Genomic DNA, 22,281 nt, shown 5'->3' with positions numbered 1-22,281 from the left:
TCCAATCACCCGCCCCGGCGGCGCTACCCGCGAGGCCGGCAGGGGACGCGACCCACGCGCATTGTCTCGGCCGAAACGGGAAACGTAACGCCGCCGGGCACCGGGAGACGCACCATCGCCGGGCACCACCGTGGGAGGAGACACGCCACCATGACGAACCCATCGACGGACGGCGGCTTCGCCGTCGTCGAGATGTTCACGTCCCAGGGCTGCAACAGTTGCCCTCCCGCGGAGGAGCTGCTGAGCGAGATCGAGCGCGACGCACGGGAACGGGGTCAGAACGTCTTCACCCTCGGGTTCCACGTCGACTACTGGGACGACCTGGGGTGGCCCGACCAGTTCGCGGACGCGTCGTACACCGCGCGGCAGGAGGCGTACGCCCGCGCGTTCGGTACCCGAGGTCTGTACACCCCGCAGATGGTCGTCAACGGCACCGTCGAGTTCGTCGGTTCCGATCGCCGCCGGGCGGCCGCCGCGATCATGTCCGCCATGGCCCCGACCGCCACCACGCCGCTGGCGCTCTCCATCGCCAACCTCGGCAACGACCGGGTGATGGTGGACTACCGGACCGACCAGCCGCCGGAGCGCGCGGTGCTGCACGTGGCGGTCGTGGAACGGGACCTGACCAGCGAGATCGCCCGGGGGGAGAACGCCGGGCGGACGCTACGGCAGGACAACGTCGTGCGCGCCTTCCGGTCGGTGGGCCTGGACGTCGAGCGGGGGCAGGTGGAGCTGGCGATACCGCCTGGCCTCGATCCACGGAGCGCCAGCGTGGTCGGCTATGTCCAGGAGAACGGCGAACGGGCGATCGTCGGCGCCACGGCCATCGAGCTGTCCACCGCGTAATCTCGGCGCATGCGCATGGTGCGCGGTGCGAGGGGGTTCGGTGGCTGACGCGGACGACGTACGCCGGGTGGCGCTGGCTCTGCCGCACACGGTCGAGATTGCCAGTGACGGCTTCGACTTCCGGGTGGCCGAGAAGGGCTTCGTCTGGTCCTATCCGGAGCGGATACCGGGCAAGCCGCGGGTGATCCGGCTCGACGTCGCGGTGCTGTTCGTCGGCGACGAGGCCGAGAAGCAGGCTCTCCTGCTCGGGGAGCCCGAGGTCTTCTTCACCGCGCCCGGCTACGACGGCCTGCCCCTGGTGCTGCTGCGCCTGGCGGCGGTCGACCTGGACCGGCTGACCGAGCTGGTGACCGACGCGTGGCGGATGCGCGTGCCGGACTCGCTGGTGAGCGACCGTCAGGGGTGAACCGCTGGGCAACCGTGCGAGCGCCGGCAAATAGCGACATCAGCACGCAACGGGTTGGACACATTGACGGGGATCTCGGTACTCGATTACCGTGGCCGAGAGAGCGCTCTCTCACCTGACCTTCCCCCCAATTCAGACGCATAGCGCTGGACCCGGCAAGGGCCGCACCCGGCGCGCGCGATGGAGGCACGATGAAACCTCCCGTCCCCCACCGCCGATGGGCCCTGGCCGCCGCCACCGCGCTGGCCCTGGTCGTCGGCGGCCTCGCCATCCCCGTCACCCGCGCGGCCGAAGCCGCACCCGTCGGCGCCGGCAGCTACACCACCACCCCGGTCGGCCCGCTCCCCAGCGGCTGCGGCGCGATGTCCAGCAACCCCCGGCAGTTCGCCACCGCCAACGCACCCGCCGGGCCGATCCCCACCAACGACTGGTGGTCCTCACTGCTGTGGAAGCGCACCGACTGCTCCTTCAGTGAGCCGCTGCACGCCCACCCGATCTCGTACGACACCTTCGGCGACGGGCTCGGCTTCTCCGCCAACTCCACGCCCGCCATCAGCGGCACCGCCACCGGTGTCGGTGAGTTCCACTACCCGTACGTGCAGGACATCCGGGTCGGTGTGGCCGGGCTCAGCGCACCCCTGGTGAAGGTCGACGGCTGGACGGACTGGACGGTCAGCCCGCACTGGAGCGACGGCACGCGCACCATGCGCGCGACCATCGGCCACGGTCTGCCCTTCGCGTACTTCCAGACCACCGGCGGGAACGCGCAGATCAGCACCGCCGGCACCCCCGACGTCTGGTCCAACAGTGGCGCCACCATCGGCTTCCGGGTCAACGGCCACGACTACGTCGGGTTCGCGCCCAGCGGCGCCAGCTGGACCGTGGCGTCCGGCCGGATCTCGTCCACCCTGGCCGGTCGCGGCTACTTCTCCGTGGCCCTCCTGCCGCCGACGTCGAGCGCCACGGAGCGCGCCGAGCTGGCCGCCACCTACGGCCGGTACGCGCACGCCCACGTGACGGGCACCCAGGTGTCGTACGCCTACAATCCCGCGACCAGCGGCCTGACCACCACGTACGCGTTCACCACGACCGCCCGGGAGGGCACCGCCACGCAGACAGTGGTCAGCCTCTACCCGCACCAGTGGAAGTCGCTGAGCGGTTCCACCGCGATCACGCCGACCTACCCGTCGGCACGTGGCCGGATGAAGGTGCTCACCGGCGTCAACCAGTTCCGCACCGCCATGAAGTTCCAGGGCATCCTGCCGGAGCTGCCGGCCGTCGGCGACGGCAGCGGTGGTGACCTGTCGACGCTCACCGGGCACCTGGCCGCCACCCGCGCCAACCCGATGGACCAACGCGGCAACGACACCTACTGGACCGGCAAGGGGCTCGGCCGGGCCGCGCGGATCGCCGAGATCGCCGACCAGGTCAACGACACCACGACGCGCGACAGCGCGCTGAACGCCATCCGCAGCACGCTCACCGACTGGTTCACCGCGTCCAGCGGCAAGACCAGCCGGGTCTTCTACTACGACAACAACTGGGGCACCCTGATCGGCTACCCGGCGTCGTACGGGTCGGACCAGGAGCTCAACGACCACCACTTCCACTACGGCTACTACATCGCCGCCGCCGCGACGCTGGCGAAGTTCGACCCGGCCTGGGCGGCCACCAGCCGCTACGGCGGCATGGTCGACCTGCTGATCCGCGACGCCAACAACTACCGCCGCGGCGACACCCAGTTCCCGTACCTGCGCGACTTCGACATCTACGCCGGCCACGACTGGGCGTCCGGGCACGGCTCGTTCGGCTCAGGCAACAACCAGGAGTCGTCGTCGGAGGGGATGAACTTCGCGAGCGCCCTCATCCAGTGGGGGCAGACGACGGGTAACACTGCCGTCCGCGACGCCGGCGTCTTCCTCTACACCACCCAGGCCGCGGCCATCCAGGAGTACTGGTTCGACGTCAGCGACCAGAACTTCCCCGCCGCCTTCGGGCACACGACGGTCGGCATGGTCTGGGGTGACGGCGGCGCGTACGCCACCTGGTTCAGCGGCGAGCCGGAGATGATCCAGGGCATCAACCTGCTCCCGGTCACCGGCGGGCACCTCTACCTGGGCAACAACCCGGCGTACGTGCGGACCAACTACGCCGAACTCGTCCGCAACAACGGCGGACAACCGACGGTCTGGCAGGACATCCTCTGGCAGTTCCAAGCCCTCGGCGACCCCGACGCGGCGCTGGCGAACCTCCGCGCGAACCCGAACTACACCCCGGAGGAGGGCGAAAGTCGAGCACACACGTTCCATTGGATCCGTAACCTCGCCGCCCTCGGCAATGTCGACACGACGGTGACCGGCAACCATCCGCTGTCCGCGGTCTTCTCCCGCAACGGCGCACGCACCTACGTGGCGTCGAACCCGACGGCGACACCGATCACTGTGACGTTCTCCAACGGCACCACGCTCACCGTGGGAGCCGGCAAGACGGCCACCACCGGGGCGTACACCTGGAGTGGCGGCAACGCGGCCGGTGGTGTCCCTCCGACGACGCCGACGGACCCCCCGCCGACGACCGACCCGCCGACGAACCCGGGCAACCCGACGCGGTACCTGCTTCCCGGGGGCGGGTTGGGCGCCGCCGGTAGCGCGGCCACGACGACGGTCGCGGCGGCAAACGGAAACCACGACGGTACGCCCACCAACGCCCAGGCCTTCACGGCGACCGGCCTGAACCTCGCCTACGCCGGCGGCCAGACGGCGTTCGACCTGTTCGTGGACGCCGGGACGGCGGTCGGCAACGGCGTGCAGGTGCGGATCTCCTACGACCTCACTGGCAACGGCAGTTGGGAACGGGTGGAGACGTTGCGCTACTTCGCCACCGACCCGGTCGCCGGCTACGAGCACTACACCCAGAACGCCGGCCTGTCCTCGGCCACCGGCACCTTGGGCACGCTGAGCAACGGCACGGTCCGAGTGGAGGTCTGGTCGGCGATCGGCAACAACCCGACCACTGTGGGCATCGGCAACCAGTCGGTGCTGCGGCTTCCGTACTCCTGATCGACAGGTTCGAACACGACACGACGTCGGCCGGTGTGCAGGAGCAGGATCGCTCCTGCACACCGGCCGACGTGTGCGGTCAGTCAGTCGTGCTCAGGAGGCGGCGCAGGTGGGGGTGATGCCGGCCCCACTGCCCGTGCCCTGGAAGCCGAACTCGGTGACCTGGCCCGCGCCGAGGCGGCCGTTGTAGTCCACGTTGGCGAACCGCACCGTGCCGGTCGAGCCACTGGCCGTCGCGCTCCAGGTGTTGGTGACACTCGCACCGCTCGCAAGCGTGACGCTGACGTTCCATCCGCTCGTCCCGGCCGAGCCGGCGGTCACCTTCACTGTGGCCACGAAACCGCCGTTCCACGAGTTCAGTGACACCGACGCCGAGCAACCATCCGTTCCCGGCGGCGGGGTGGTGGGCGGGTCCGTCGGCGGGTCGGTCGGCGGGTCCGTCGGCGGGTCCGTCGGCGGGTCCGTGGGGATGGCCGGGCCGGCGTTGAGGGCGTTCAGAACGTTTGTGTACGCGGCCTTCTTGTTGCCGTTGCAGTCGAACAGCAGAGCGTTGTCGGACCCACGCCACGAGTCGCAGTCCCGCACACCCCAGGTGGTGATGCCGGTGCAGCGCGAGACGGCCAGGCAGGCGCGGGTGACGGCGCCGAAGATGTTGGCCTGGTTGCCACCGGTCATCACGTCCAGCTCGGTGATCTGCACATCCACACCAAGGTCGGCGAACCGCTGAAGGTTGGCCTGGTAGTCACCGGCCAGCGAGGTGCCCAGGTGCGACTGGAAACCCACGCAGTCGATCGGCACGCCACGGGACCTGAAGTCCCGCACCATGTTGTAGATCCCCGTCGACTTCGCGTTGATCCCATCGGTGTTGTAGTCGTTGTAACACAACTTCGCACCCGGATCCGCGGCCCGCGCCGCCCGGAACGCCGCCTCGATCCAGTCGTTACCGGTGCGCTGCAGGTTCGAGTCGCGACGCCCACCGCTACCACCGTCGGCGAACGCCTCGTTCACCACATCCCACGAGTGAATCTTCCCCCGGTAGTACGTGGCGACCTGGGTGACGTGGTTGATGGCCGCGTTACGCAGCGCGCTGCCGGACATGCCCTGCGCCCAGCCGGGCTGCTGCTGGTGCCACAGCAACGCATGGCCCCGCACGCTCATACCGTTGGCCTGGGCGTGACTGACCAGACGATCACCACCGGTATAGCTGAACCGACCCTGCTGCGGCTCGGTGGCGTCCCACTTCATCTCGTTCTCGGCCACGACACTGTTGAACTCACGGTTCAGAATCGTCGTGTAGGCGCTGGTGGACAGCTTGCCCGTCGCGACGGCCGCGCCGAAGTAACGCCCCTTCTCGGCCGCCGAGGCCCGGAGGGTCGTGCCGGCGCTGGCCGTGGAAGTCAGGGTCATCGTCATAGCGGCGGCGAGAGCGCCGGTGACGGCGACGGTCACCGCCGCTCGCAGGGCTCTTCTGTGATTCATGCGGATTCCTTCTCTGTGGTGGTGCAGCGATGGAGACGCACGCCCGAATCTGCTCCTGCGACATGGGAGACGTCAGCAACGGTCGCCGTCGCGGCAGCGGTGCGGGGAGTCCTGACCCGACGTCCGGCATGCCCTGGGCGGACGTCGCGGGTCGAGGTGCCACAGCAGGTTCGCCCGGTGAACCACAGGTGCGGCTGCCCTCAACCATCGACTGTGAGCGATAACATGTCGTTCGTCAAGTCGTAACCAACCGCGTCGGGAAACGGGTCGCTCCGTCGCACTGGTGGGGCACGTCGCCGTGCTGCCGGAGCCGCGCCGAGCACGGCTCCGGCAGCACCCGTCACTGGAACGAGGCGTCGTCGACGAGGAGGCTGTCGGTGCCCTCGGCCGTCTCCACGTAGAAGGCGGCACTGGACAACGTGCCGCTCCACGACACGGTGGCGGTGCCGGTGAGCAGGGTCCAACCGTTGACGTTCACCCCCACCGCCGGCGTCAGCTGGAGGTAGTTCGTCGTGCCGTTCGCGGTCAGCGACAGTGTCGCCTTCGCCGACGGGGTGGCGCTCTGTGCTCGTACCCAGACGTTGGTGGTGTAGCTCTTGCCGTTGGTGAGCTTGGCGGTCACGTCCTGACTGGGGCCGTTCCAGGCGCCGGTCCGGCCGGTGATCGACAGCGACCCGCTGCCGCCGTGCGCGACTGTGGTGTTCCTGGCGAGCGTGCCGCTGCCGTGCACACCCCAGCCCGTCGTGCCGTTCTCCACGTCGCCGTTGGTGAGCAGGTTGGTGGCGCTGCCGCCCGTGCCGCCGAACTGCCACCAGTTGATGTTGAACAGGTTGCCGCTGCCGCCGGCGAAGCGCAGGTAGAGATCATGGGTGCCGGTCGCCCCGCTGACCGCACAGGTGGTGGTGCTCCAGGTCTGCCAGCCGCCGGTGCCGCCCACGGTGCAGGTGCCCACGGTCGGACCACTGGCACTGTCCAGGCGTACCTCGATCCGGCCGCCGCTGGTGGCAGATGCGACCCGGGCGCTGAACGAGGTCGCACCCGCGCCGAACGCGACGCCCTTGACCTTGATGAAATCGCCGTTCTCGATCCAACCGACGTTCATCCCGCCCTCGCCGGACGCCTCGGTCTCGATCCCCGAGCCCCAGGCGATCGTCTCGGCTTCCTGCCGCACGTACGGGTTCAGCGTGCCCACCTGTGGGGCACCGGTGTTCGTCATCGTGATCGTCGGGAACAGGCCACTGCTGGTGTAACTGAACTTCTCCACTGCGACCGAACGGGTGTAACCACCACCACCGGGCAACGCTCCGTTGTGATAGAAGAAATACGATCCACCCTGGAAATCGATCACACCCGCGTGATTGGTGAAGCTGGCGCCCTGGCGCGGCATGATCGTTCCCCGATATGTCCACGGCCCCGTCGGTCCGGTCGCCGTGGAATACGCGATGAACTCGGAGCAGCACTCCGCCGCGAACACGTTGTAGTACAGCCCGTTGCGCTTGAACACCCACGGGCCCTCCTCGTACAGCGTCGGCCGACTGGCATTACCGTTACGGGTACCGAACCCCGCCGTCGTGAGTGGAATGCGGGTCGCGCTGCCGGAGAACGAAATCATGTCCGGGTTCAACTTCACGTACCACAGACCCGGGTTACCCCAGTACAGATACGCCTGCCCGTCATCGTCGATGAACGCGTGCGGGTCGATTTCGTTGTTGCCGACCAGTGGTCGACCGAGCGCGTCGCGGAATGGCCCGGTCGGGCTGTCGGCCACCCCGACGCCGATGACCATCTGCCCGTTGGAGCGCTGGCGTACCGGCACGTACCAGTAGAACTTTCCGTTACGCGAAACCACCTGCCCGGCCCACGCGTTGGCGTCCGCCCACGCGAACGTCGCGAGATTCATCGGCGAGCCGTGATCGGTCCAGTTCACCATGTCGGCGGACGAGTACACCCGCCACTCACGCATGGTGAAGTAGGTGGAACCGTCCTCGTCGTGTCCTGTGTAGAGGTAGACCCGGCCGTTGTGCACCATTGGCGCCGGGTCGGCGGTGTAGATGTTCTGGACGATGGGGTTGTCGGCCCTGGCCGTGCCCGGGATCAGTGCGAGGACACAGGCCATGCTCGCCAGCCAGGCGATGGCGCGCCTGGCCCGGTGGCTGACCCGGGTTGTGGTTCGATCCTTCACTTTCACGATTACTCCTACAGAGAGTGCGCCGTGCGCGATGTCTGACTGGGCGACCCACCGCTGCGCTGGCAGCCGTTGGAACGGGTTTTGCCGTTCGCGGCGGGCAGCACGGCCGGCGGCTGTGTTAGCGCTAACAGCAGTTCTTGAATGCCCCCTCCCCCATTTGACCTGGATTTATGTGAGGCGCGGGATGACCGTCGCAACCACAGGGCAGCATTGATGTATCGACGTTGACATCGAAGATTTACGATGCACCGTACTGAGCGGCCGGACGGGCGTCAACGGAAGGAAAGTCATCGGCCTCCGTCACCCACGGTCACGCTCCGGTGATCGCGAACCCGGTGGATGTCCGTTTCGGACCATAGCTACCACCGGGCCCCGCGGCACTGGGCCAGGTCGTCGCGGGGATGGATCGACGAGATGCCCCGGGGGTTGCGGGCGTGTTAACGACCAACTATGTTAGCGATCACATCGATGTGCCGCGATAAGCGCAGGGGTGGGCACCCGGCGTCCACGGCGACCCACGTCCCACCCACCACACCGCACCCGGCGTCGGCCCCTTTGCCGACCACCCACCGCCATCGATGGCGGCCCCGACGTACCCGGCCACCTGGAGGTTCCCCATGCCACCACCCCCGCCCCTCAGCCGCCGCCACCTGCTTCAGGCCGCCGGAGCCACCGTGGTGGTCTCCGCGACCGGCGCCGCCATCCTCCCCGGGAGCGCGTCCGCCGCAGTCGTGCCCCCGGCCCGGTCCGACATCGGCGTCTCGGCGTACGCATTCGACCCAGGTCAGGTACGACTCACCGCCGGCCGTTGGATGGACAACCAGACCCGGACGCTGAACTACCTGCGGTTCGTCGACGTCGACCGGATGCTCTACAACTTCCGCGCCAACCACCGGCTGTCCACCAACGGCGCCGCCACCAACGGCGGCTGGGACGCGCCGAACTTCCCGTTCCGGACCCACATGCAGGGCCACTTCCTGAGCGCGTGGGCGTACGCGTACGCGGTGCTGGGCGACACCACCTGCCGGGACAAGGCCAACTACATGGTGGCCGAGTTGGCCAAGTGCCAGGCCAACAACTCCGCCGCCGGGTTCGGCGCGGGTTACCTCTCCGGCTTCCCGGAGTCCGACTTCACCGCGCTCGAGGCACGGACGCTGTCCAACGGCAACGTGCCCTACTACTGCATCCACAAGACCCTCGCCGGTCTGCTCGACGTCTGGCGCTACATCGGAAACACCCAGGCCCGTACGGTGCTGCTGTCGCTGGCGGGATGGGTCGACACCCGGACCAGCCGACTGAGCTCCAGCCAGATGCAGTCGATGCTGGGCACCGAGTTCGGGGGCATGAACGACGTGCTCGCCGACATCTACCAGCAGACCGGCGACAGCCGGTGGCTCGCCACCGCGCAGCGGTTCGACCACGCTGCCGTGTTCGACCCGCTGGCCAACAACCAGGACCAGCTCAACGGCCGGCACGCCAACACGCAGGTGCCCAAGTGGATCGGCGCGGCCCGGGAGTTCAAGGCCACCGGGACCACCCGTTACCGGAACATCGCCAGCAACGCGTGGAACATCACCGTCGGCGCGCACACCTACGTCATCGGCGGCAACAGCCAGGCGGAGCACTTCCGGCCGCCCAACGCGATCGCCGGCTACCTCAGCAACGACACCTGCGAGCAGTGCAACACGTTCAACATGCTCAAGCTGACCCGGGAGCTGTGGCTGCTCGACCCGAACCGGGTGGACTACTTCGACTTCTACGAGCGCGCGCTGATCAACCACCTGATCGGCGGGCAGAACCCGGCCGACAGCCACGGCCACATCACCTACTTCACCCCGCTGCGGCCGGGCGGACGTCGCGGTGTGGGCCCGGCGTGGGGTGGCGGCACCTGGAGCACCGACTACAACTCGTTCTGGTGCTGCCAGGGCACCGGCCTGGAGATCAACACGAGGTTGATGGACTCCATCTACTTCTACAACGGCACCACACTGAGCGTGAACCTGTTCGCGCCGTCGGTGCTGAACTGGACGCAGCGCGGCATCACTGTCACCCAGAGCACCAGCTTCCCGGTCAGCGACACCAGCACCCTGACCCTGTCCGGCTCGATGAGCGGGTCGTGGAGCATCCGGGTGCGGATCCCGTCCTGGACCAGCGGCGCGACGATCGCCGTCAACGGCACGGTGGAGAACGTCACCACCACACCGGGCAGCTACGCCACTGTCACGCGCACCTGGGCCGCGGGCGACACCATCACCGTGCGGCTGCCGATGCAGGTCGCCGTCAAGGCCGCCAACGACAACGCCAACGTCGGCGCGGTCACGTACGGCCCCTCGGTGCTGGCCGGCAACTACGGCAACACGGCCCTGAGCACCCTGCCCACCCTCACCGTCTCCTCGATCACCCGGACCAGCACCAGCTCGCTGGCGTTCACCGCCAGCGCCAACGGATCCACTGTGAACCTCGCCCCCTTCCAGGACGCCCACGGCTACAACTACACGGTCTACTGGAACACCAGCGGCAGCGGCGGCCCCAGCGGCAGCTACCGACTGGTCAACGTCGGCACCGGCCTGGTCCTCGGCGTGCAGAACATGTCCACCGCCGACGGCGGACTGGCCGTGCAGTGGAGCGACAGCGGCACCGCTGACCACAACTGGGTGGTCATCACCGACGGCAACGCGGTCCGGTTCCGCAATGTCAACAGCGGCAAGGTTCTGGGCGTGGAGAACATGTCCACCGCCGACAACGCCCGGGTCCTGCAGTGGGCCGACAACGGCACCGCCGATCACCGGTGGATCCTCGTGGACAACGGCGACGGCACCTACAAGATCCGCAACGTCAACAGCAACAAGCTGCTCGGAATCCTGAACGGGTCGACCGCCTGGGGAGCGCAGGCCGTGCAGGATCCGGACAACGGCAGCGCGGACAACCGGTGGAGGCTGGTCCGCAACGCCTGATTTCCGCCCCGCTCGACGGGCTCACCGGCGCGGTCACCCGAAGGCCGCGCCGGTGACGCCGAGCGGGCGTCCGCCGGCGGTCGTACAGTGGGGAGGGTCCTGGCCCCAGTGAACGTGGCGGACGTGTCGGCTCGTGCCGCTTCCGCCCGGAAGGAGCACAGTGAACCGCCCCCTCCGCACCACGCTCGGCGGCGCGTTGACCGCCGCGATACTGGCCACCGTCGCCGTCGCGCCGGCACAGGCGCACCCCGCAGGGCGGCCGCCGACCGTCCTCGCCCTTCCCGACGGTTTCCAGCCCGAGGGCATCGCCACCGCCGGCCGGTACGCCTACTTCGGCTCCCGCGCCACCGGTGCCATCCAGCGCATCGACCTGGTCACCGGCCGGGGCACGACGATCGGCGCGGCCACCGGCACTCCGTCGCTCGGCCTCAAGGTCGACCCACGTGGCCGGCTCTTCGTCTCCGGCGGCACGGCCGGCGACGCTCGCGTGCTCGACACCCGCACCGGCGAGGTGCTGGCCCGCTACCAGTTCGCCACAGCCCCGACGTTCGTCAACGACGTCGTGCTGACCCGCGACGCGGCATACTTCACCGACTCGAACCGGCCGGTGCTCTACCGGCTGCCGCTCGGACGCGGCGGTGCGCTGCCGCCCGCCGACGCCTTCACCACGATCACGCTGACCGGCGCGTACGAGCAGGTCGGCACCGGGGTGAACCTCAACGGCATCGCCACCACACCGGACGGCCGGGCGCTGATCGTCGTCCAGTCCACCACCGGCACGCTGTACCGGGTCGACCCGGCGACCGGGGCGAGCACCGTCGTGGACGTGCCCGGCCACACCTTCACCAACGGCGATGGACTGTTGCTGCTCGGCCGCACCCTCTACGTCGTGCAGAACCGCCTCAACCAGATCGCGGTGGTCCGGCTGAACCACGCCGGCACCGCCGGAGCGCTCACCGGCATCATCACCGATCCGAACTTCGACGTGCCCACCACAGTGGCCAAGGCGCTGGGCCGGCTGTACCTGCCCAACGCCCGGTTCACCACGCCGCCGACTCCCACCACGCCGTACACGGCCGTCGCGGTCCGCGCCCACTGAGCGACCCGAGGGGGTACGCGCCACGCGCATGCCCCCTCGGCCCACCGCTCTGGATCTCGATCGCCGATTCGGCCGCCAGTAGGATCACTGGCACCTCGGCGATGACTGTCGCTTCGTGCACCCCGGAGTCCGTGTGGCCGCCCGTCCGTACCGGTTCCTGCGCCGAACCCTGGCCGTGGGCTGCCTACTCGCCGCCGCCGCACTCCCGGCCAACCGGCCGACCGCATCGCCGGTCGCCGGGGACGCCGCGCAGCCCACGGTCCTACGGATGCTCCAGCTGAACCTCTGCAACAGTGGCCTCGCCGGCTGCTACACCGGCCGTGCGATGGCCAGGGCCGCCGAGGTGATCACCATCGAGGCGCCCGACCTGGTCACCCTCAACGAGATCTGCGAGGGTGACGTGTCCGCCCTGCACGGCGTTTTCCAAACCGTCCACCCTGGGCGGACCGTCGTGGCCGCGTTCCAGGCCGCCGGCGACCGGCCGAGCGGCGACGACACCCGCTGCCGCAACGGCCAACGGTTCGGCATCGGGTTGCTGACCCATGTGCGGACGCCGGCCACCCCGAACACCGTGTACGCCGGGACCCATCCGACACAGGACCTCTCGGACCCCGAGGAACGAGCCTGGCTCTGCGTCGACGTCGACGGCGCCCTGCTCGCCTGCACCACGCACCTGTCGGCCACCGGCTACCGCGTCGCGCTCACCCAGTGCGACCACCTGGTCGACACCATCCTGCCGACGATCAGCCGCAACGCCGGGTACGAGCCCACCGTGCTGGCCGGCGACCTCAACCTGCGCGCCGGCCACGACCCCGACGTGCGGTCCTGCACTCCGCCGGGTCATCAGCGGATCGACGACGGCCGACTGCAACACGTCACGGCCACCACCGACATCACCCTCTGCTGTCGCAGCCTGGTGCCAATGCACGGGGCGACCGACCACCCCGGGCTGCTGGCCACCCTCACCATCGACCGCAGTCGACCCGGCCGGCGGCCGGCCTGATCCGCCTCCGCACCGGGGCACGGAGGCGGCCGTATCCACGAGGCCGCCAGCAACGCGGCGCAGGCCGACCGCACGGCGTCAGCTCGGCGGCGTGTCCCGGCGCGACGGGAACGGAGTACCGGGCTGGCCGAGGGTGGAGCGAGCGCGCAACCCGACCGGGTCGGGAGCAGCGGTGGGCGCCGGGGCCGCCGGCTCCGAGAGCCGCCGCCCGTCCAGGTACGCGGCGGCGGCCCGGTCGTCGTCGGTCGGAGCGGCGAGCAGGGCGTAGAGCAGGCCGACCACCCCGAAGACCACCGCCAGCACGATCGGCACCAGCAGGGTGCTCACCCCGGCGCCGGTCACCTCACCCGCCCGTTCGTGGCGGTGCACCGACAGGGCGCTCATGCCGGTGAAGTGCATCCCGTTGACGGCGATTCCCATGACCAGCGCGGAGGCGAAGATCGCCAACCCCCGCCGGACGGTCATCGCGAGCCACAGCGCGACGGTGGACGCCACCACGGCGATGACCACCGAGAGCACGACCCGGACCGTGTCGTAGCCGAGGCTGCCGTTGAGGCGCATGGCGGCCATGCCGGTGTAGTGCATGGAGGCCACGCCGACGCCGGTGAAGATACCGCCGGCGATCAGTCGTACCGGATTCAGCCGGCCGGTGCCCACGATGGCCAGGCCGATACCGACCGCCACCACGGCGATGGCCGTGCTGGCCGCGGTCAGCGGCACGTCGTAGCGGATCCGGGTGTTCTCGACGGCGAAGCCGAGCATGGCCATGAAGTGCATCGCCCAGATGGCGGTGCCGCCCAGCGCCCAGGCCGACAGCAGACCCCACCACGCCCGCTGACCGCTCGTCCGGGCCGTACGGATGCGCCCGGCGCAGACCAGGCCGAGGATCGAACCGAGCACGGACAGCGCGTAGCTCAGCGAGGGCGTGATCCACCCGTACTCAAAGTGATTGATCTCCGCCACGGCGGCTTTCTCCCCATTCGTTACCGACGCGTCAACAAGACGCCTCGGCAATGATCAGGGGTGCTGTGATCAGGCGCAACAGGGCCCCCCGGGCTATCCGAGGGGTGCCGTTGCGGTGACCGTCCGCTGCGTCGATTCGACGACGAAGATGACTGAGCGTGATTATCAGGCTGACGTGTGGTACGCGAGAACGCCCCGATTGACGGCCGCTATAGCCTGTCGAGCGGTGGACCGCAGCTCCGTTGTGGCACCGCCAGAGTCGGCAATCTGACCCAGCAGGTCGACGACCTGTCGGGCCCACCGGACGAAGTCACCGGCGGGCATCTCACCATCGATCTCGTGCCCGCTGCCGAGCACCTTGGCCAGCGCCTCGCCCCGGGCCCACCGGTAGACGGGCCAGGCGAAACCGAGATCCGGCTCCCGGGTCGCCGTCAGCCCCCGCGCCGCCTCGTCGGCCTCGATCTCCCCCCACAGCTTCAGCGTCTCGTCCACCGCGTCGGCCACCGGCCCGCGCGGCAGCGACGCCCGCTCGTCGACATCGCGGCGCGCCTCGAACACCACAACGGACACCGCGGCGGCCAACTCGGCCGGGGACAACCCGTTCCACACTCCCCGGCGCAGGCACTCGGCGACCAGCAGGTCCGCCTCGGTCCAGATCCGACCCAGCATCCGACCGGCGTCGGTGACCGCGCCGTCGCGGGCGAGGTAGCCACGCTCGGTCAACAGCGCCACGATCCGGTCGAACGTTCGAGCGAGGGACCCCGTACGACCACTGACGCGCTCGCGCAGCTCCTCGGTGTCGCGCTCCAGCCGCCGACGCCGCTCCGCCCAGCGGGCGTGCTCCTCCCGTTCGGGGCAGGCGTGGCAGGGGTGGTGGCGAAGCTCGGTGCGGAGCTGGGTGATCTGGTGGTCCTCGCCGGTCACCTGCCGGGAACGACCCCCACGTCGGCCACCGTGCCGGTCCAGGCCGGTGCCGCTGACCTCGGCGGCGAGATCCCGCCGGGCGCCCGGGGACCGGTGGTTGAAGTGCTTGGGCACCCGGATCCGGGCCAACACCTCGGCCGGAGTGGTGAAGTCGCCGGGGCTGACCCGCCCGGCCCAACGGTCCTGGGTGAGCACCAGCGGCCGGGGCTCACCGAACCCGCCGGTCGCCGGGTCCAGCACCACGGCCAGCCCGGCCCGCCGGCCCGACGGCACCCGGATCACGTCGCCCACCCGCAGCCGCTCCAACGAGGCCACCGCGGCGGCCTTGCGCTGGGTCTGCCCCTGCCGGGCGATCGCCTTCTCCCGGTCGGCGATCGCCACCCGCAACGCGAAGTACTCGTCGAAGTCGCCGTGGTGGCAGGCGGCCTCCGCGCCGTACGCCTCGATGGTCTCGGTGTTGCGCTGCACCTGCCGGGCCAGGCCGACCACCGACCGGTCCGCCTGGAACTGGGCGAACGAGGACTCCAGCAGGGCCCGGGCCGGCTCCGCGCCGACCGTGCCGACCAGGTTCACCGCCATGTTGTACGACGGCCGGAAGCTGGAGCGCAGCGGGTAGGTGCGGGTGGACGCGAGCCCGGCCACGTGCCGTGGGTCGGTCTCCGGGGACCACACCACGACGGCGTGCCCCTCCACGTCGATGCCCCGGCGGCCGGCGCGCCCGGTGAGCTGGGTGTACTCCCCCGGGGTCAGGTCGACGTGCGCCTCACCGTTGTACTTGACGAGCCGTTCCAGCACCACGCAGCGGGCCGGCATGTTGATGCCCAACGCCAACGTCTCGGTGGCGAAGACCGCCTTGACCAGGCCCCGGACGAACAACTCCTCGACGATCTCCTTGAACACCGGCAGCATGCCGGCGTGGTGGGCGGCCAGGCCGCGTTCCAGGCCGTCCAGCCACTCCCAGTAGCCCAGGACCGACAGGTCCTCGCCGGGGATGGCGGTGACCCGGGACTCGACGACCCGGCGGATCTCGGCCCGCTCCTCCGCTGAGGTGAGCCGCAGCCCGGCGGCGAGACACTGCTGCACCGCGGCGGCGCAACCGGCCCGGCTGAAGATGAACAGGATCGCCGGCAGCAGACCCTCCCGGTCCAGCCGGTCGACGATGTCCGGGCGCAACGGGCCACGCCAGCGCGGGCCACGCCGGCCGGCACCGGGCCCCGCGCTGCGCCCCTCGCCCAACTCCAGCCGCCGCGCGGTCTCCCGGGTGTAACGCAGCAACTCCGGGTGCACGTCGTGCTTGCGGGCGGCGTCGGCGTCGTGGAACAGGTCGAACATCCGCTTGCCGACCAGCATGTGCTGCCACAACGGCACCGGCCGGTGCTCGCTGACCACCACTGCGGTCTCGCCGCGTACGGTGACCAGCCAGTCCGCGAACTCCTCGGCGTTGGAGACGGTCGCCGACAACGAGATCAGGGTGACCGAGGCGGGCAGGTGAATGATCACCTCTTCCCACACCCCACCGCGGAACCGGTCGGCCAGGTAGTGCACCTCGTCCATCACCACGTACGCGAGGCCCTGGAGGGTGCTGGAGCCCGCGTAGAGCATGTTGCGCAGCACCTCGGTGGTCATCACCACCACCGGCGCGTCGCCGTTGATCGCGTTGTCGCCGGTCAGCAGGCCGACCTGCTCGGCGCCGTACCGGGCGACCAGATCGTGGTACTTCTGGTTGGACAACGCCTTGATCGGCGTGGTGTAGAAGCACTTGCGCCGCGTCGGCGGGGTCGTCGCGTCGACGGCGGGCACCGGATCGTCGGGCCGCCCCCGCAACGCCAGGTGGACGGCGAACTCCCCGACCACCGTCTTGCCGGCGCCGGTGGGAGCGCAGACCAGCACACCGCTGCCCCGCTCCAGCGACTGACACGCCTCCCGCTGGAAGTCGTCGAGGTCGAACCCCAACTCGAGGGCGAACTCGTCCAGCGCCGGAAACTGTGCGGCTTGTGCGGCCTTGCGGCGCGCCGCTGCGTACCGCTCGGCGGGGCTCGACATGGCACCAAGATTAGTGCGTGCCGAGTCATGTCACCCCACAAGGCCGTCCGGAGGTGCGGTCGGGGGCGGTCGGTAGGGTGCACGGCGTGCCGGACCATGCCGAACCGCCCCAGACCAGTCCGCCGGGCACCGCCGAGGCGCCCGCCGCCCGCCGGGCGTCCCGACGCCCTGTCAAGGCGGTGCTCTTCGACTTCCACGGCACCCTGGCCCAGGTGGAGGACCCCCAGCGGTGGGTGCTGGAGGCCGCGGCGGCGTGCGGCGTCACCCTGGACCGGGTCCGCGCCACCTCGCTGGCCGACCGACTGCTGACCGCCGGCCGCGCCGGCGGGCCACTGCCGGCGCGGGTGCCGCCCCGACTCGCCGAACTGTGGGCCGACCGGGACCTCTACCAACACGCCCACCGGGGCGCGTACACCGGGCTGGCCGAGACCGTCGACGCCGGCATCGAGGGTTTCGCCGACGCGCTCTACGAGCGGCTGCTGACCGCCGAGGGCTGGCTGCCGTACGCCGACGCCGCCCCCACACTGACCGCGCTGCGCGACGCCGGGGTGCCGGTGGCGGTGGTCAGCAACATCGGCTTCGACCTGCGGCCGCACTTCGACACCTGGGGGCTGACCGACCTGGTCGGCGCGTTCGTGCTCTCGTACGAGGTGGGGCGCTGCAAACCCGACCCGGCGATCTTCTGGCGTGCCTGCGGCATGCTCGGCGTCGACCCGGAGCAGACCCTGATGGTCGGTGACACCCCGGCGGACGCGGGCGCGGTGGCCGCCGGCTGCTCGGTGCTGGTGCTCCCGGCCGCCGACCCGGGCCGGGAGAACGGGCTGGGCGCGGTGCTCGACCTCGCCCTGCCAGGCTGACCGGCGGTAGGGGGCCGTCAGTCGGGAACGTGAATCACCGGTAGCTCACCGTCGCCGTACCGGTCCTCCCCGGTGAGGATCGAGGCGTCGTGTTCGAGAACGGCCAGTGCTGTGCTGGCCAGATCGGCACGTCCCGTGACCGTCCGCCAGAAGCTGAGTTCCTGCCAGGAGTGCCCCTCGGTCGAGAGCACCTCGCAGGCGTCCAGGTTCAGCAGCCGGTGCAGGGTCGCCCGCTCCTTCGGGTCGCTGACGATCGCCAGCGCCTCAGCCGCGGTCACGGCGGTGACCCCAAACCTGTTGCGGTCCTGGATGACCTCGTGCAGCGGCTCCCCGACATGCACCGATCCCGCCAGGTACGCCAGCAGTGCCGACCGGTCCAGCACGAGCCGGATCGGGCGGTCGTCCTCGGGGCTCACGCCGCCGGTTGTTCGAGCGTGCCGGCGGCGGCGTCCAGCGCGTGCTGGCGGGCCCGCTCGCGAAGGGCGCTGCGGCGCTCCGGCGACCAGTCGGCCTCCACGGCAGCCCGGCGGGCGCGCGCCTCGGCCACGCCCTGCTCGGTGATCGGGATGCCCTGGTGAGCCAACTCCGCGTCCAGGGCGTCCAGCCGCATCCGGTCACGGACAGCCTGGGTGATGTAGGCGCTGGCGTTGGACTCGCGCTCCAGGCGCTCAGCCACATCGGGTGGCACGGAGATCGATAGCTTCCGCATCGCGCTGGTCATACCAGGGACCGTACGCCGGTAGCACCACGTTGGCGAACACTAACGGCCGTGTCGGCAGGTGGATACCGCCGCAAGGTGGCCGAAGCGGACGGCCTACCGTCGTGCCCGTGACGGACACCCTGCTGCCCACGCCACGGTCGGGCGAGACACGACCGGCCCGGCGCGGTGGCGTCGCCGCCGTGGGGCTGGTGCTCGGCGGGGCCCTGTCGGTGCAGTTCGGCTCCGCCGTGGCCGCGTTGCTCTTCCCGCGTACCGGAGTGGCCGGCGCGGTGACCCTGCGGCTGACCATCTCGGCGGTGCTGCTGCTCATCGTCTGCCGGCCCCGACTGCGCGGACACGACCGGTCGGCCTGGCTCGCGGCCGGCGCGTTCGGGCTGGCGCTGGCCGGCATGAACTCGCTGTTCTACCAGGCCATCGAACGCATCCCGCTGGGCCCGGCGGTGACGCTCGAGGTACTCGGCCCGTTGGCGCTGTCGGTGTTCTCCGCACGCCGACTGGCCAGTTGGGGCTGGGCGGGGCTCGCGCTGGCCGGGGTGGCGCTGCTCGGGCAGGGCGGCTTCGACCGGCTTAACCCGGTCGGGGTGGGCTTCGCGTTCGGCGCAGGCGCCATGTGGGCCGCGTACATCGTGCTGAGCGCCCGGGTCGGCGGCCGCTTCCCCGGCGCAGACGGGCTGGCCCTGGCGCTGACCCTCGCCGCGCTGGTCACCCTGCCGCTGGGCCTCATCGACGGCGGCGCGGCGCTGCTCGACCCGCCGGTGCTGGCGCTCGGCACCGCCCTCGCGGTGCTCGCCTCCGGGCTGCCCTACACCCTGGAACTGCTGGCGCTACGGCGGATGCCCACCGCCACCTTCGCGGTGCTGATGAGCCTCGGCCCAGCCGTCGCCACGCTCGCCGGCTGGCTGGTGCTGCGGCAGGCGCTGACCCTGCTGGAATGCGCCGCCATCGTGCTGGTCATCGTCGCCAGCATCGGCGCGGTACGGGTCAACGCAGCAGCCGCAGGGCGCCCGGAACCGCGCTGATCGTCACCGGCAGCTTCAGGGAACGTTCCCCGTCGGCGTACGAGGTGATGCCCTCGGCGGCCAACTCCACGGTGCGGGCCCGGAAGCTGCGCACCAACGGGTGGCTGACGTGGGTGCCCTGGTAGATGCGCGGCTTCACCCGGACCAGCGTCCGCCGGTTGACCCGACCCGCCACCACCACGTCGAGCAGTCCGTCGGTCGGGTCCGCGTCGGGGCAGATCCGCATCCCACCGCCGTACGTCGGGCAGTTGCCCACCGCCACCAGCACCGCGTCCAGGTCGTGCGAAACCCCGTCGAGGCGCAGCGTGTAGCGGCGCGGGCGCAGCCGGGCCAGCTCGACCAGGATCGCCAGGTCGTACCGGCGCGGGCCGCGTGGCCAGCGCATCCGGTTGGCCCGCTCGTTGACGATCGCGTCGAACCCGGCCGCGAGGACCGCCCCGTACCAGCGCTCAACGCCGTCGACCCCGACCATCCGGGCGAGGTCGACCGGTTGGCTGCGGCCGTCACGCACCGCCTCGGCGATCACCGCCGCCGCCGCGAGGGGGTCGGCCGGGAAGCCGGTGTCCAGGGCGAAGTCGTTGCCGGTGCCGGCCGGGATCGGACCGAACGGCACGGCGGTCCCGGCGACCGCCTGCAACGCCCGGTGCACGGTGCCGTCCCCACCGACCGCCACCAACGCGCCAGCGCCCTCGGCGACGGCGGCCCGGCACGCCGCCTCCGCCTCGGCGGGGCTGGACGCCGGCAGCAACCGGACCGGCCGCTCGGCGGCGGCCAAGCCGTCCAGCAGCCGGGGCAGCAGCGCCCGGTGCCGTCCGCGACCGGCGGTCGGGTTGGCGAGCACGGCGACCGGGCCGGGCAGGTGATCGTCTGCGGTCACGGGCAGCACCGTACCGGTCGGACACCCGCCGTTCACCAGGGGCAGGTGCCGTCACCATCAGTTCCGCTGCCGGCGCGCGAGGTGACGCAACGACGCCGCCCCCGGGAAACGGGGACGGCGTCGGTGGACCGGTCGGCGCGGGGCCGTCAGGTCATGTCGTCGTAGCGGCGTTCGATCGGCGCCGGTGGGGCGACCGGTTCGGGTACCCCGATCGGAGCGGTCGAGTCGACCCGCTGCCCGGCCACGACCGGGTCCGCGTCGAACTCCAACGGCGACACCTCGTCGTCGTCGATGCCGGCGTAGACCTCCTTGCCCCGCCCACGCCGCCGATCGTTGATGAACGCGACGCCGACCGCGGCGAAGTAGAGCGCGGACAGGCAGAGCGCCAGCGCGGTCATCCCGAACGGATCAGGGGTGGGAGTGACCACGGCGGAGAAGGCGAAGAACACGAAGATCGCCACCCGCCACCAGCTGAGGAGCCGTTTCGCGCTGGCCAGGCCGACGAAGTTGAGCATCAGCACGATCAACGGGAACTCGAACGCCACCCCGAACAGCAGGATCAGGTTGGTGACGAACGAGATGTACCGGGTGACTTCCAGATTCGTCGAGATGTCATCGCCGGACACGTTCAGCAGGAACTCGAGGCCCTTGGTGGTGACGAAGAAGGCCAGCACCGCGCCGGCCGCGAACAGCGGCGCGGCCAGCGCCGTGAAAATGTACGCGTAACGCCGCTCGTGCCGGTGCAGACCCGGCGCGATGAACGCCCAGAGCTGGTAGAGCCAGATGGGCGCCGCGATGACCAGGCCCACCCACAGACCGATCTTCAGGTTCAGCAGGAAGACGTCCGCGACACCGAGCTGGACGAACTTGCACTTGCCCGAGACCGGATCCATCGAGGCCGGGAGGTCGCAGTACGGCTTCGACAACAGGATCCGCACCGGCGTCGCCAGCCAGATGCCGACGCCGAAGCCAATCATGATCGCCAGCGACGCGCGGAACAGGCGGTTGCGCAGTTCGCGGACGTGCTCGATGAGCGTCATCGAGCCGTCGGCGGCCCGCTCGAACGCCTTTGGGGCGCGTTTACGCAGTGCGAAGGCCACGGTGGTGGGGCCCTTCGGTCAGTTGTCGCGGACGCGGTGCACCGGGTCGACGACCGGCTGCTGCGGCGGCGCCTGCTGGTACGGGGCCTGCTGCGGCTGGCCAGCGTACGGCGCCTGCTGCCCGGCGTGCGGCGGCAGCGGCTGGTAGGCGGCCTGCGCGTCGGCCTTCTCGGCGAGGTCGCGGTCGTCGTCCTGCAGGCTCTTGGTCTCGGCCTTGATGATTCGCAGCGACCGACCCAGCGAACGGGCCGCGTCGGGGAGTCGCTTCGCACCGAAGAGCAGGATCAGCACAACCACGAGAACAGCGATGTGCCACGGCTTGAGGGCACCCATGAGAAGCTCCAGTCGCTCTGTGTCCGGGGGGTGGTACGCAGCCCATCGTACGTGCGGATCGGCTGCCCGCCACCCGCTGGGTGGTGGTGGTCTGGGTGGGAGGGTGAAGTCTTGACCAACCCGCGATGATCCGTCAACCACCGCCGGGTGCGTACTCGATCAGCCGCGCTTGGCCTTGATCACCGCGAGTCGCTGGGATGTGGTGTCGAGCCGCCGTTGGACTTCCTCGGCACGCTGTTGCAGCGCCTCGGCGGTTTCCCGCAGCGCATCGGCCTCGGCGGCCCGTCGCTGCAACGCCACGGCGGCCCGGTGCAGTCGGGGCAGCCGGGCCAGCACCGGGCGCACGGCCAGGGCGAGCGCCACGAGGGGTAGCAGCACCACCGCGAGCACGATCCAGATCAGCACGGCGG

General features: G+C 70.4%; 18 protein-coding genes. 8 read left to right on the top strand and 10 right to left on the bottom strand.

Annotated features, from left to right (window positions below; translation table 11 throughout):
- The first annotated feature begins 150 nt into the window (after nucleotides 1–150).
- The 3 genes from ACQRWP_RS09885 to ACQRWP_RS09875 all read left to right on the top strand — a co-directional run bounded on the left by ACQRWP_RS09885 (nucleotide 151) and on the right by ACQRWP_RS09875 (nucleotide 4,311).
- Nucleotides 151–846 (top strand): DUF1223 domain-containing protein, encoded by a 696-nt coding sequence (locus ACQRWP_RS09885; RefSeq protein WP_430501907.1) that lies wholly within the window; start codon nucleotides 151–153, stop codon nucleotides 844–846.
- A gap of 40 nt (nucleotides 847–886) precedes the next feature.
- Nucleotides 887–1,252 (top strand): MmcQ/YjbR family DNA-binding protein, encoded by a 366-nt coding sequence (locus ACQRWP_RS09880; RefSeq protein WP_430501905.1) that lies wholly within the window; start codon nucleotides 887–889, stop codon nucleotides 1,250–1,252.
- Nucleotides 1,253–1,443: 191 nt separating this feature from the next.
- Entirely contained in the window at nucleotides 1,444–4,311 is a 2,868-nt protein-coding gene (locus tag ACQRWP_RS09875) for a glycosyl hydrolase (RefSeq protein WP_430501903.1), read from the top strand.
- Between the two features lie 93 nt (nucleotides 4,312–4,404).
- Here ACQRWP_RS09875 and ACQRWP_RS09870 read toward each other — a convergent pair whose 3' ends face one another.
- Entirely contained in the window at nucleotides 4,405–5,790 is a 1,386-nt protein-coding gene (locus tag ACQRWP_RS09870; RefSeq protein WP_430501901.1) for an endo-1,4-beta-xylanase, read from the bottom strand.
- Between the two features lie 340 nt (nucleotides 5,791–6,130).
- Complete coding sequence (locus tag ACQRWP_RS09865) at nucleotides 6,131–7,906, bottom strand: family 43 glycosylhydrolase (protein WP_430503171.1); 1,776 nt, start codon at nucleotides 7,904–7,906, stop codon at nucleotides 6,131–6,133.
- A gap of 689 nt (nucleotides 7,907–8,595) precedes the next feature.
- Between ACQRWP_RS09865 and ACQRWP_RS09860 the strand changes: the two genes are divergently transcribed.
- The 3 genes from ACQRWP_RS09860 (at nucleotide 8,596) to ACQRWP_RS09850 (ending at nucleotide 13,034) form a co-directional block, all read left to right on the top strand.
- On the top strand, nucleotides 8,596–10,932 hold the full coding sequence (locus ACQRWP_RS09860; protein ID WP_430501899.1) for a beta-L-arabinofuranosidase domain-containing protein: 2,337 nt from the start codon (nucleotides 8,596–8,598) through the stop codon (nucleotides 10,930–10,932).
- Between the two features lie 160 nt (nucleotides 10,933–11,092).
- The gene (locus ACQRWP_RS09855; RefSeq protein WP_430501897.1) at nucleotides 11,093–12,031 is read left to right on the top strand and encodes an SMP-30/gluconolactonase/LRE family protein; all 939 of its coding nucleotides are present in this window, start codon (nucleotides 11,093–11,095) and stop codon (nucleotides 12,029–12,031) included.
- A gap of 133 nt (nucleotides 12,032–12,164) precedes the next feature.
- Nucleotides 12,165–13,034, top strand: a complete 870-nt coding sequence (locus ACQRWP_RS09850; RefSeq protein ID WP_430501895.1) for an endonuclease/exonuclease/phosphatase family protein — start codon at nucleotides 12,165–12,167, stop codon at nucleotides 13,032–13,034.
- 78 nt (nucleotides 13,035–13,112) lie between these two features.
- Here the strand turns inward: ACQRWP_RS09850 and ACQRWP_RS09845 are convergent, their stop codons facing one another.
- Together ACQRWP_RS09845 and ACQRWP_RS09840 are read right to left on the bottom strand one after the other, a co-directional pair.
- The gene (locus tag ACQRWP_RS09845) at nucleotides 13,113–13,997 is read right to left on the bottom strand and encodes an MHYT domain-containing protein (RefSeq protein ID WP_430501893.1); all 885 of its coding nucleotides are present in this window, start codon (nucleotides 13,995–13,997) and stop codon (nucleotides 13,113–13,115) included.
- A 165-nt stretch (nucleotides 13,998–14,162) separates the two neighbouring features.
- Entirely contained in the window at nucleotides 14,163–16,964 is a 2,802-nt protein-coding gene (locus ACQRWP_RS09840; protein WP_430501891.1) for a DEAD/DEAH box helicase, read from the bottom strand.
- Between the two features lie 86 nt (nucleotides 16,965–17,050).
- Here ACQRWP_RS09840 and ACQRWP_RS09835 point away from each other — a divergent pair, with 86 nt between their 5' ends.
- Nucleotides 17,051–17,821, top strand: coding sequence for an HAD family hydrolase (locus ACQRWP_RS09835; protein WP_430501889.1), 771 nt, complete (start codon nucleotides 17,051–17,053; stop codon nucleotides 17,819–17,821).
- A gap of 17 nt (nucleotides 17,822–17,838) precedes the next feature.
- On the opposite strand, the gene ACQRWP_RS09830 is transcribed toward ACQRWP_RS09835, so the two are convergent.
- Both ACQRWP_RS09830 and ACQRWP_RS09825 read right to left on the bottom strand, forming a co-directional pair.
- Nucleotides 17,839–18,237 (bottom strand): PIN domain-containing protein, encoded by a 399-nt coding sequence (locus ACQRWP_RS09830; protein WP_430501887.1) that lies wholly within the window; start codon nucleotides 18,235–18,237, stop codon nucleotides 17,839–17,841.
- Nucleotides 18,234–18,530 (bottom strand): hypothetical protein, encoded by a 297-nt coding sequence (locus ACQRWP_RS09825; RefSeq protein WP_238659052.1) that lies wholly within the window; start codon nucleotides 18,528–18,530, stop codon nucleotides 18,234–18,236. The genes ACQRWP_RS09830 and ACQRWP_RS09825 overlap by 4 nt, the downstream gene beginning before the upstream one ends.
- Nucleotides 18,531–18,643: 113 nt before the next feature.
- On the opposite strand from ACQRWP_RS09825, the gene ACQRWP_RS09820 reads away from it, so the two are divergent.
- Entirely contained in the window at nucleotides 18,644–19,561 is a 918-nt protein-coding gene (locus ACQRWP_RS09820) for an EamA family transporter (RefSeq protein ID WP_430501884.1), read from the top strand.
- Here ACQRWP_RS09820 and ACQRWP_RS09815 read toward each other — a convergent pair.
- The 4 genes from ACQRWP_RS09815 to ACQRWP_RS09800 form a co-directional block, all read right to left on the bottom strand.
- Nucleotides 19,524–20,447 (bottom strand): diacylglycerol kinase, encoded by a 924-nt coding sequence (locus ACQRWP_RS09815; protein WP_430501882.1) that lies wholly within the window; start codon nucleotides 20,445–20,447, stop codon nucleotides 19,524–19,526. The two genes, ACQRWP_RS09820 and ACQRWP_RS09815, sit on opposite strands and share 38 nt — an antisense overlap.
- Nucleotides 20,448–20,584: 137 nt before the next feature.
- Nucleotides 20,585–21,538 carry a twin-arginine translocase subunit TatC gene (gene tatC, locus ACQRWP_RS09810; protein ID WP_430501880.1) on the bottom strand — a complete coding sequence of 318 codons (954 nt, stop codon included), beginning with the start codon at nucleotides 21,536–21,538 and terminating at the stop codon, nucleotides 20,585–20,587.
- A gap of 18 nt (nucleotides 21,539–21,556) precedes the next feature.
- Nucleotides 21,557–21,871, bottom strand: coding sequence for a Sec-independent protein translocase subunit TatA (gene tatA / locus ACQRWP_RS09805; protein WP_430501878.1), 315 nt, complete (start codon nucleotides 21,869–21,871; stop codon nucleotides 21,557–21,559).
- 159 nt (nucleotides 21,872–22,030) lie between these two features.
- Nucleotides 22,031–22,276 carry a hypothetical protein gene (locus ACQRWP_RS09800; RefSeq protein ID WP_430501876.1) on the bottom strand — a complete coding sequence of 82 codons (246 nt, stop codon included), beginning with the start codon at nucleotides 22,274–22,276 and terminating at the stop codon, nucleotides 22,031–22,033.
- Nucleotides 22,277–22,281: the final 5 nt, after the last annotated feature.

The organism is Micromonospora trifolii (assembly GCF_050516465.1).
Lineage (GTDB): Bacteria > Actinomycetota > Actinomycetes > Mycobacteriales > Micromonosporaceae > Micromonospora > Micromonospora trifolii.
This window is presented reverse-complemented; position numbering and strand designations above follow the sequence as displayed.

Excerpts from the sequence above, each read along its gene's own strand:
- tatA (WP_430501878.1), bottom strand. The coding sequence starts at position 21,871 with ATGGGTGCCCTCAAGCCGTGGCACATCGCTGTTCTCGTGGTTGTGCTG.
- ACQRWP_RS09875 (WP_430501903.1), top strand. The coding sequence starts at position 1,444 with ATGAAACCTCCCGTCCCCCACCGCCGATGGGCCCTGGCCGCCGCCACC.
- ACQRWP_RS09840 (WP_430501891.1), bottom strand. The coding sequence starts at position 16,964 with ATGTCGAGCCCCGCCGAGCGGTACGCAGCGGCGCGCCGCAAGGCCGCA.
- ACQRWP_RS09865 (WP_430503171.1), bottom strand. The coding sequence starts at position 7,906 with ATGGCCTGTGTCCTCGCACTGATCCCGGGCACGGCCAGGGCCGACAAC.
- ACQRWP_RS09860 (WP_430501899.1), top strand. The coding sequence starts at position 8,596 with ATGCCACCACCCCCGCCCCTCAGCCGCCGCCACCTGCTTCAGGCCGCC.
- ACQRWP_RS09885 (WP_430501907.1), top strand. The coding sequence starts at position 151 with ATGACGAACCCATCGACGGACGGCGGCTTCGCCGTCGTCGAGATGTTC.
- ACQRWP_RS09825 (WP_238659052.1), bottom strand. The coding sequence starts at position 18,530 with ATGCGGAAGCTATCGATCTCCGTGCCACCCGATGTGGCTGAGCGCCTG.
- ACQRWP_RS09870 (WP_430501901.1), bottom strand. The coding sequence starts at position 5,790 with ATGAATCACAGAAGAGCCCTGCGAGCGGCGGTGACCGTCGCCGTCACC.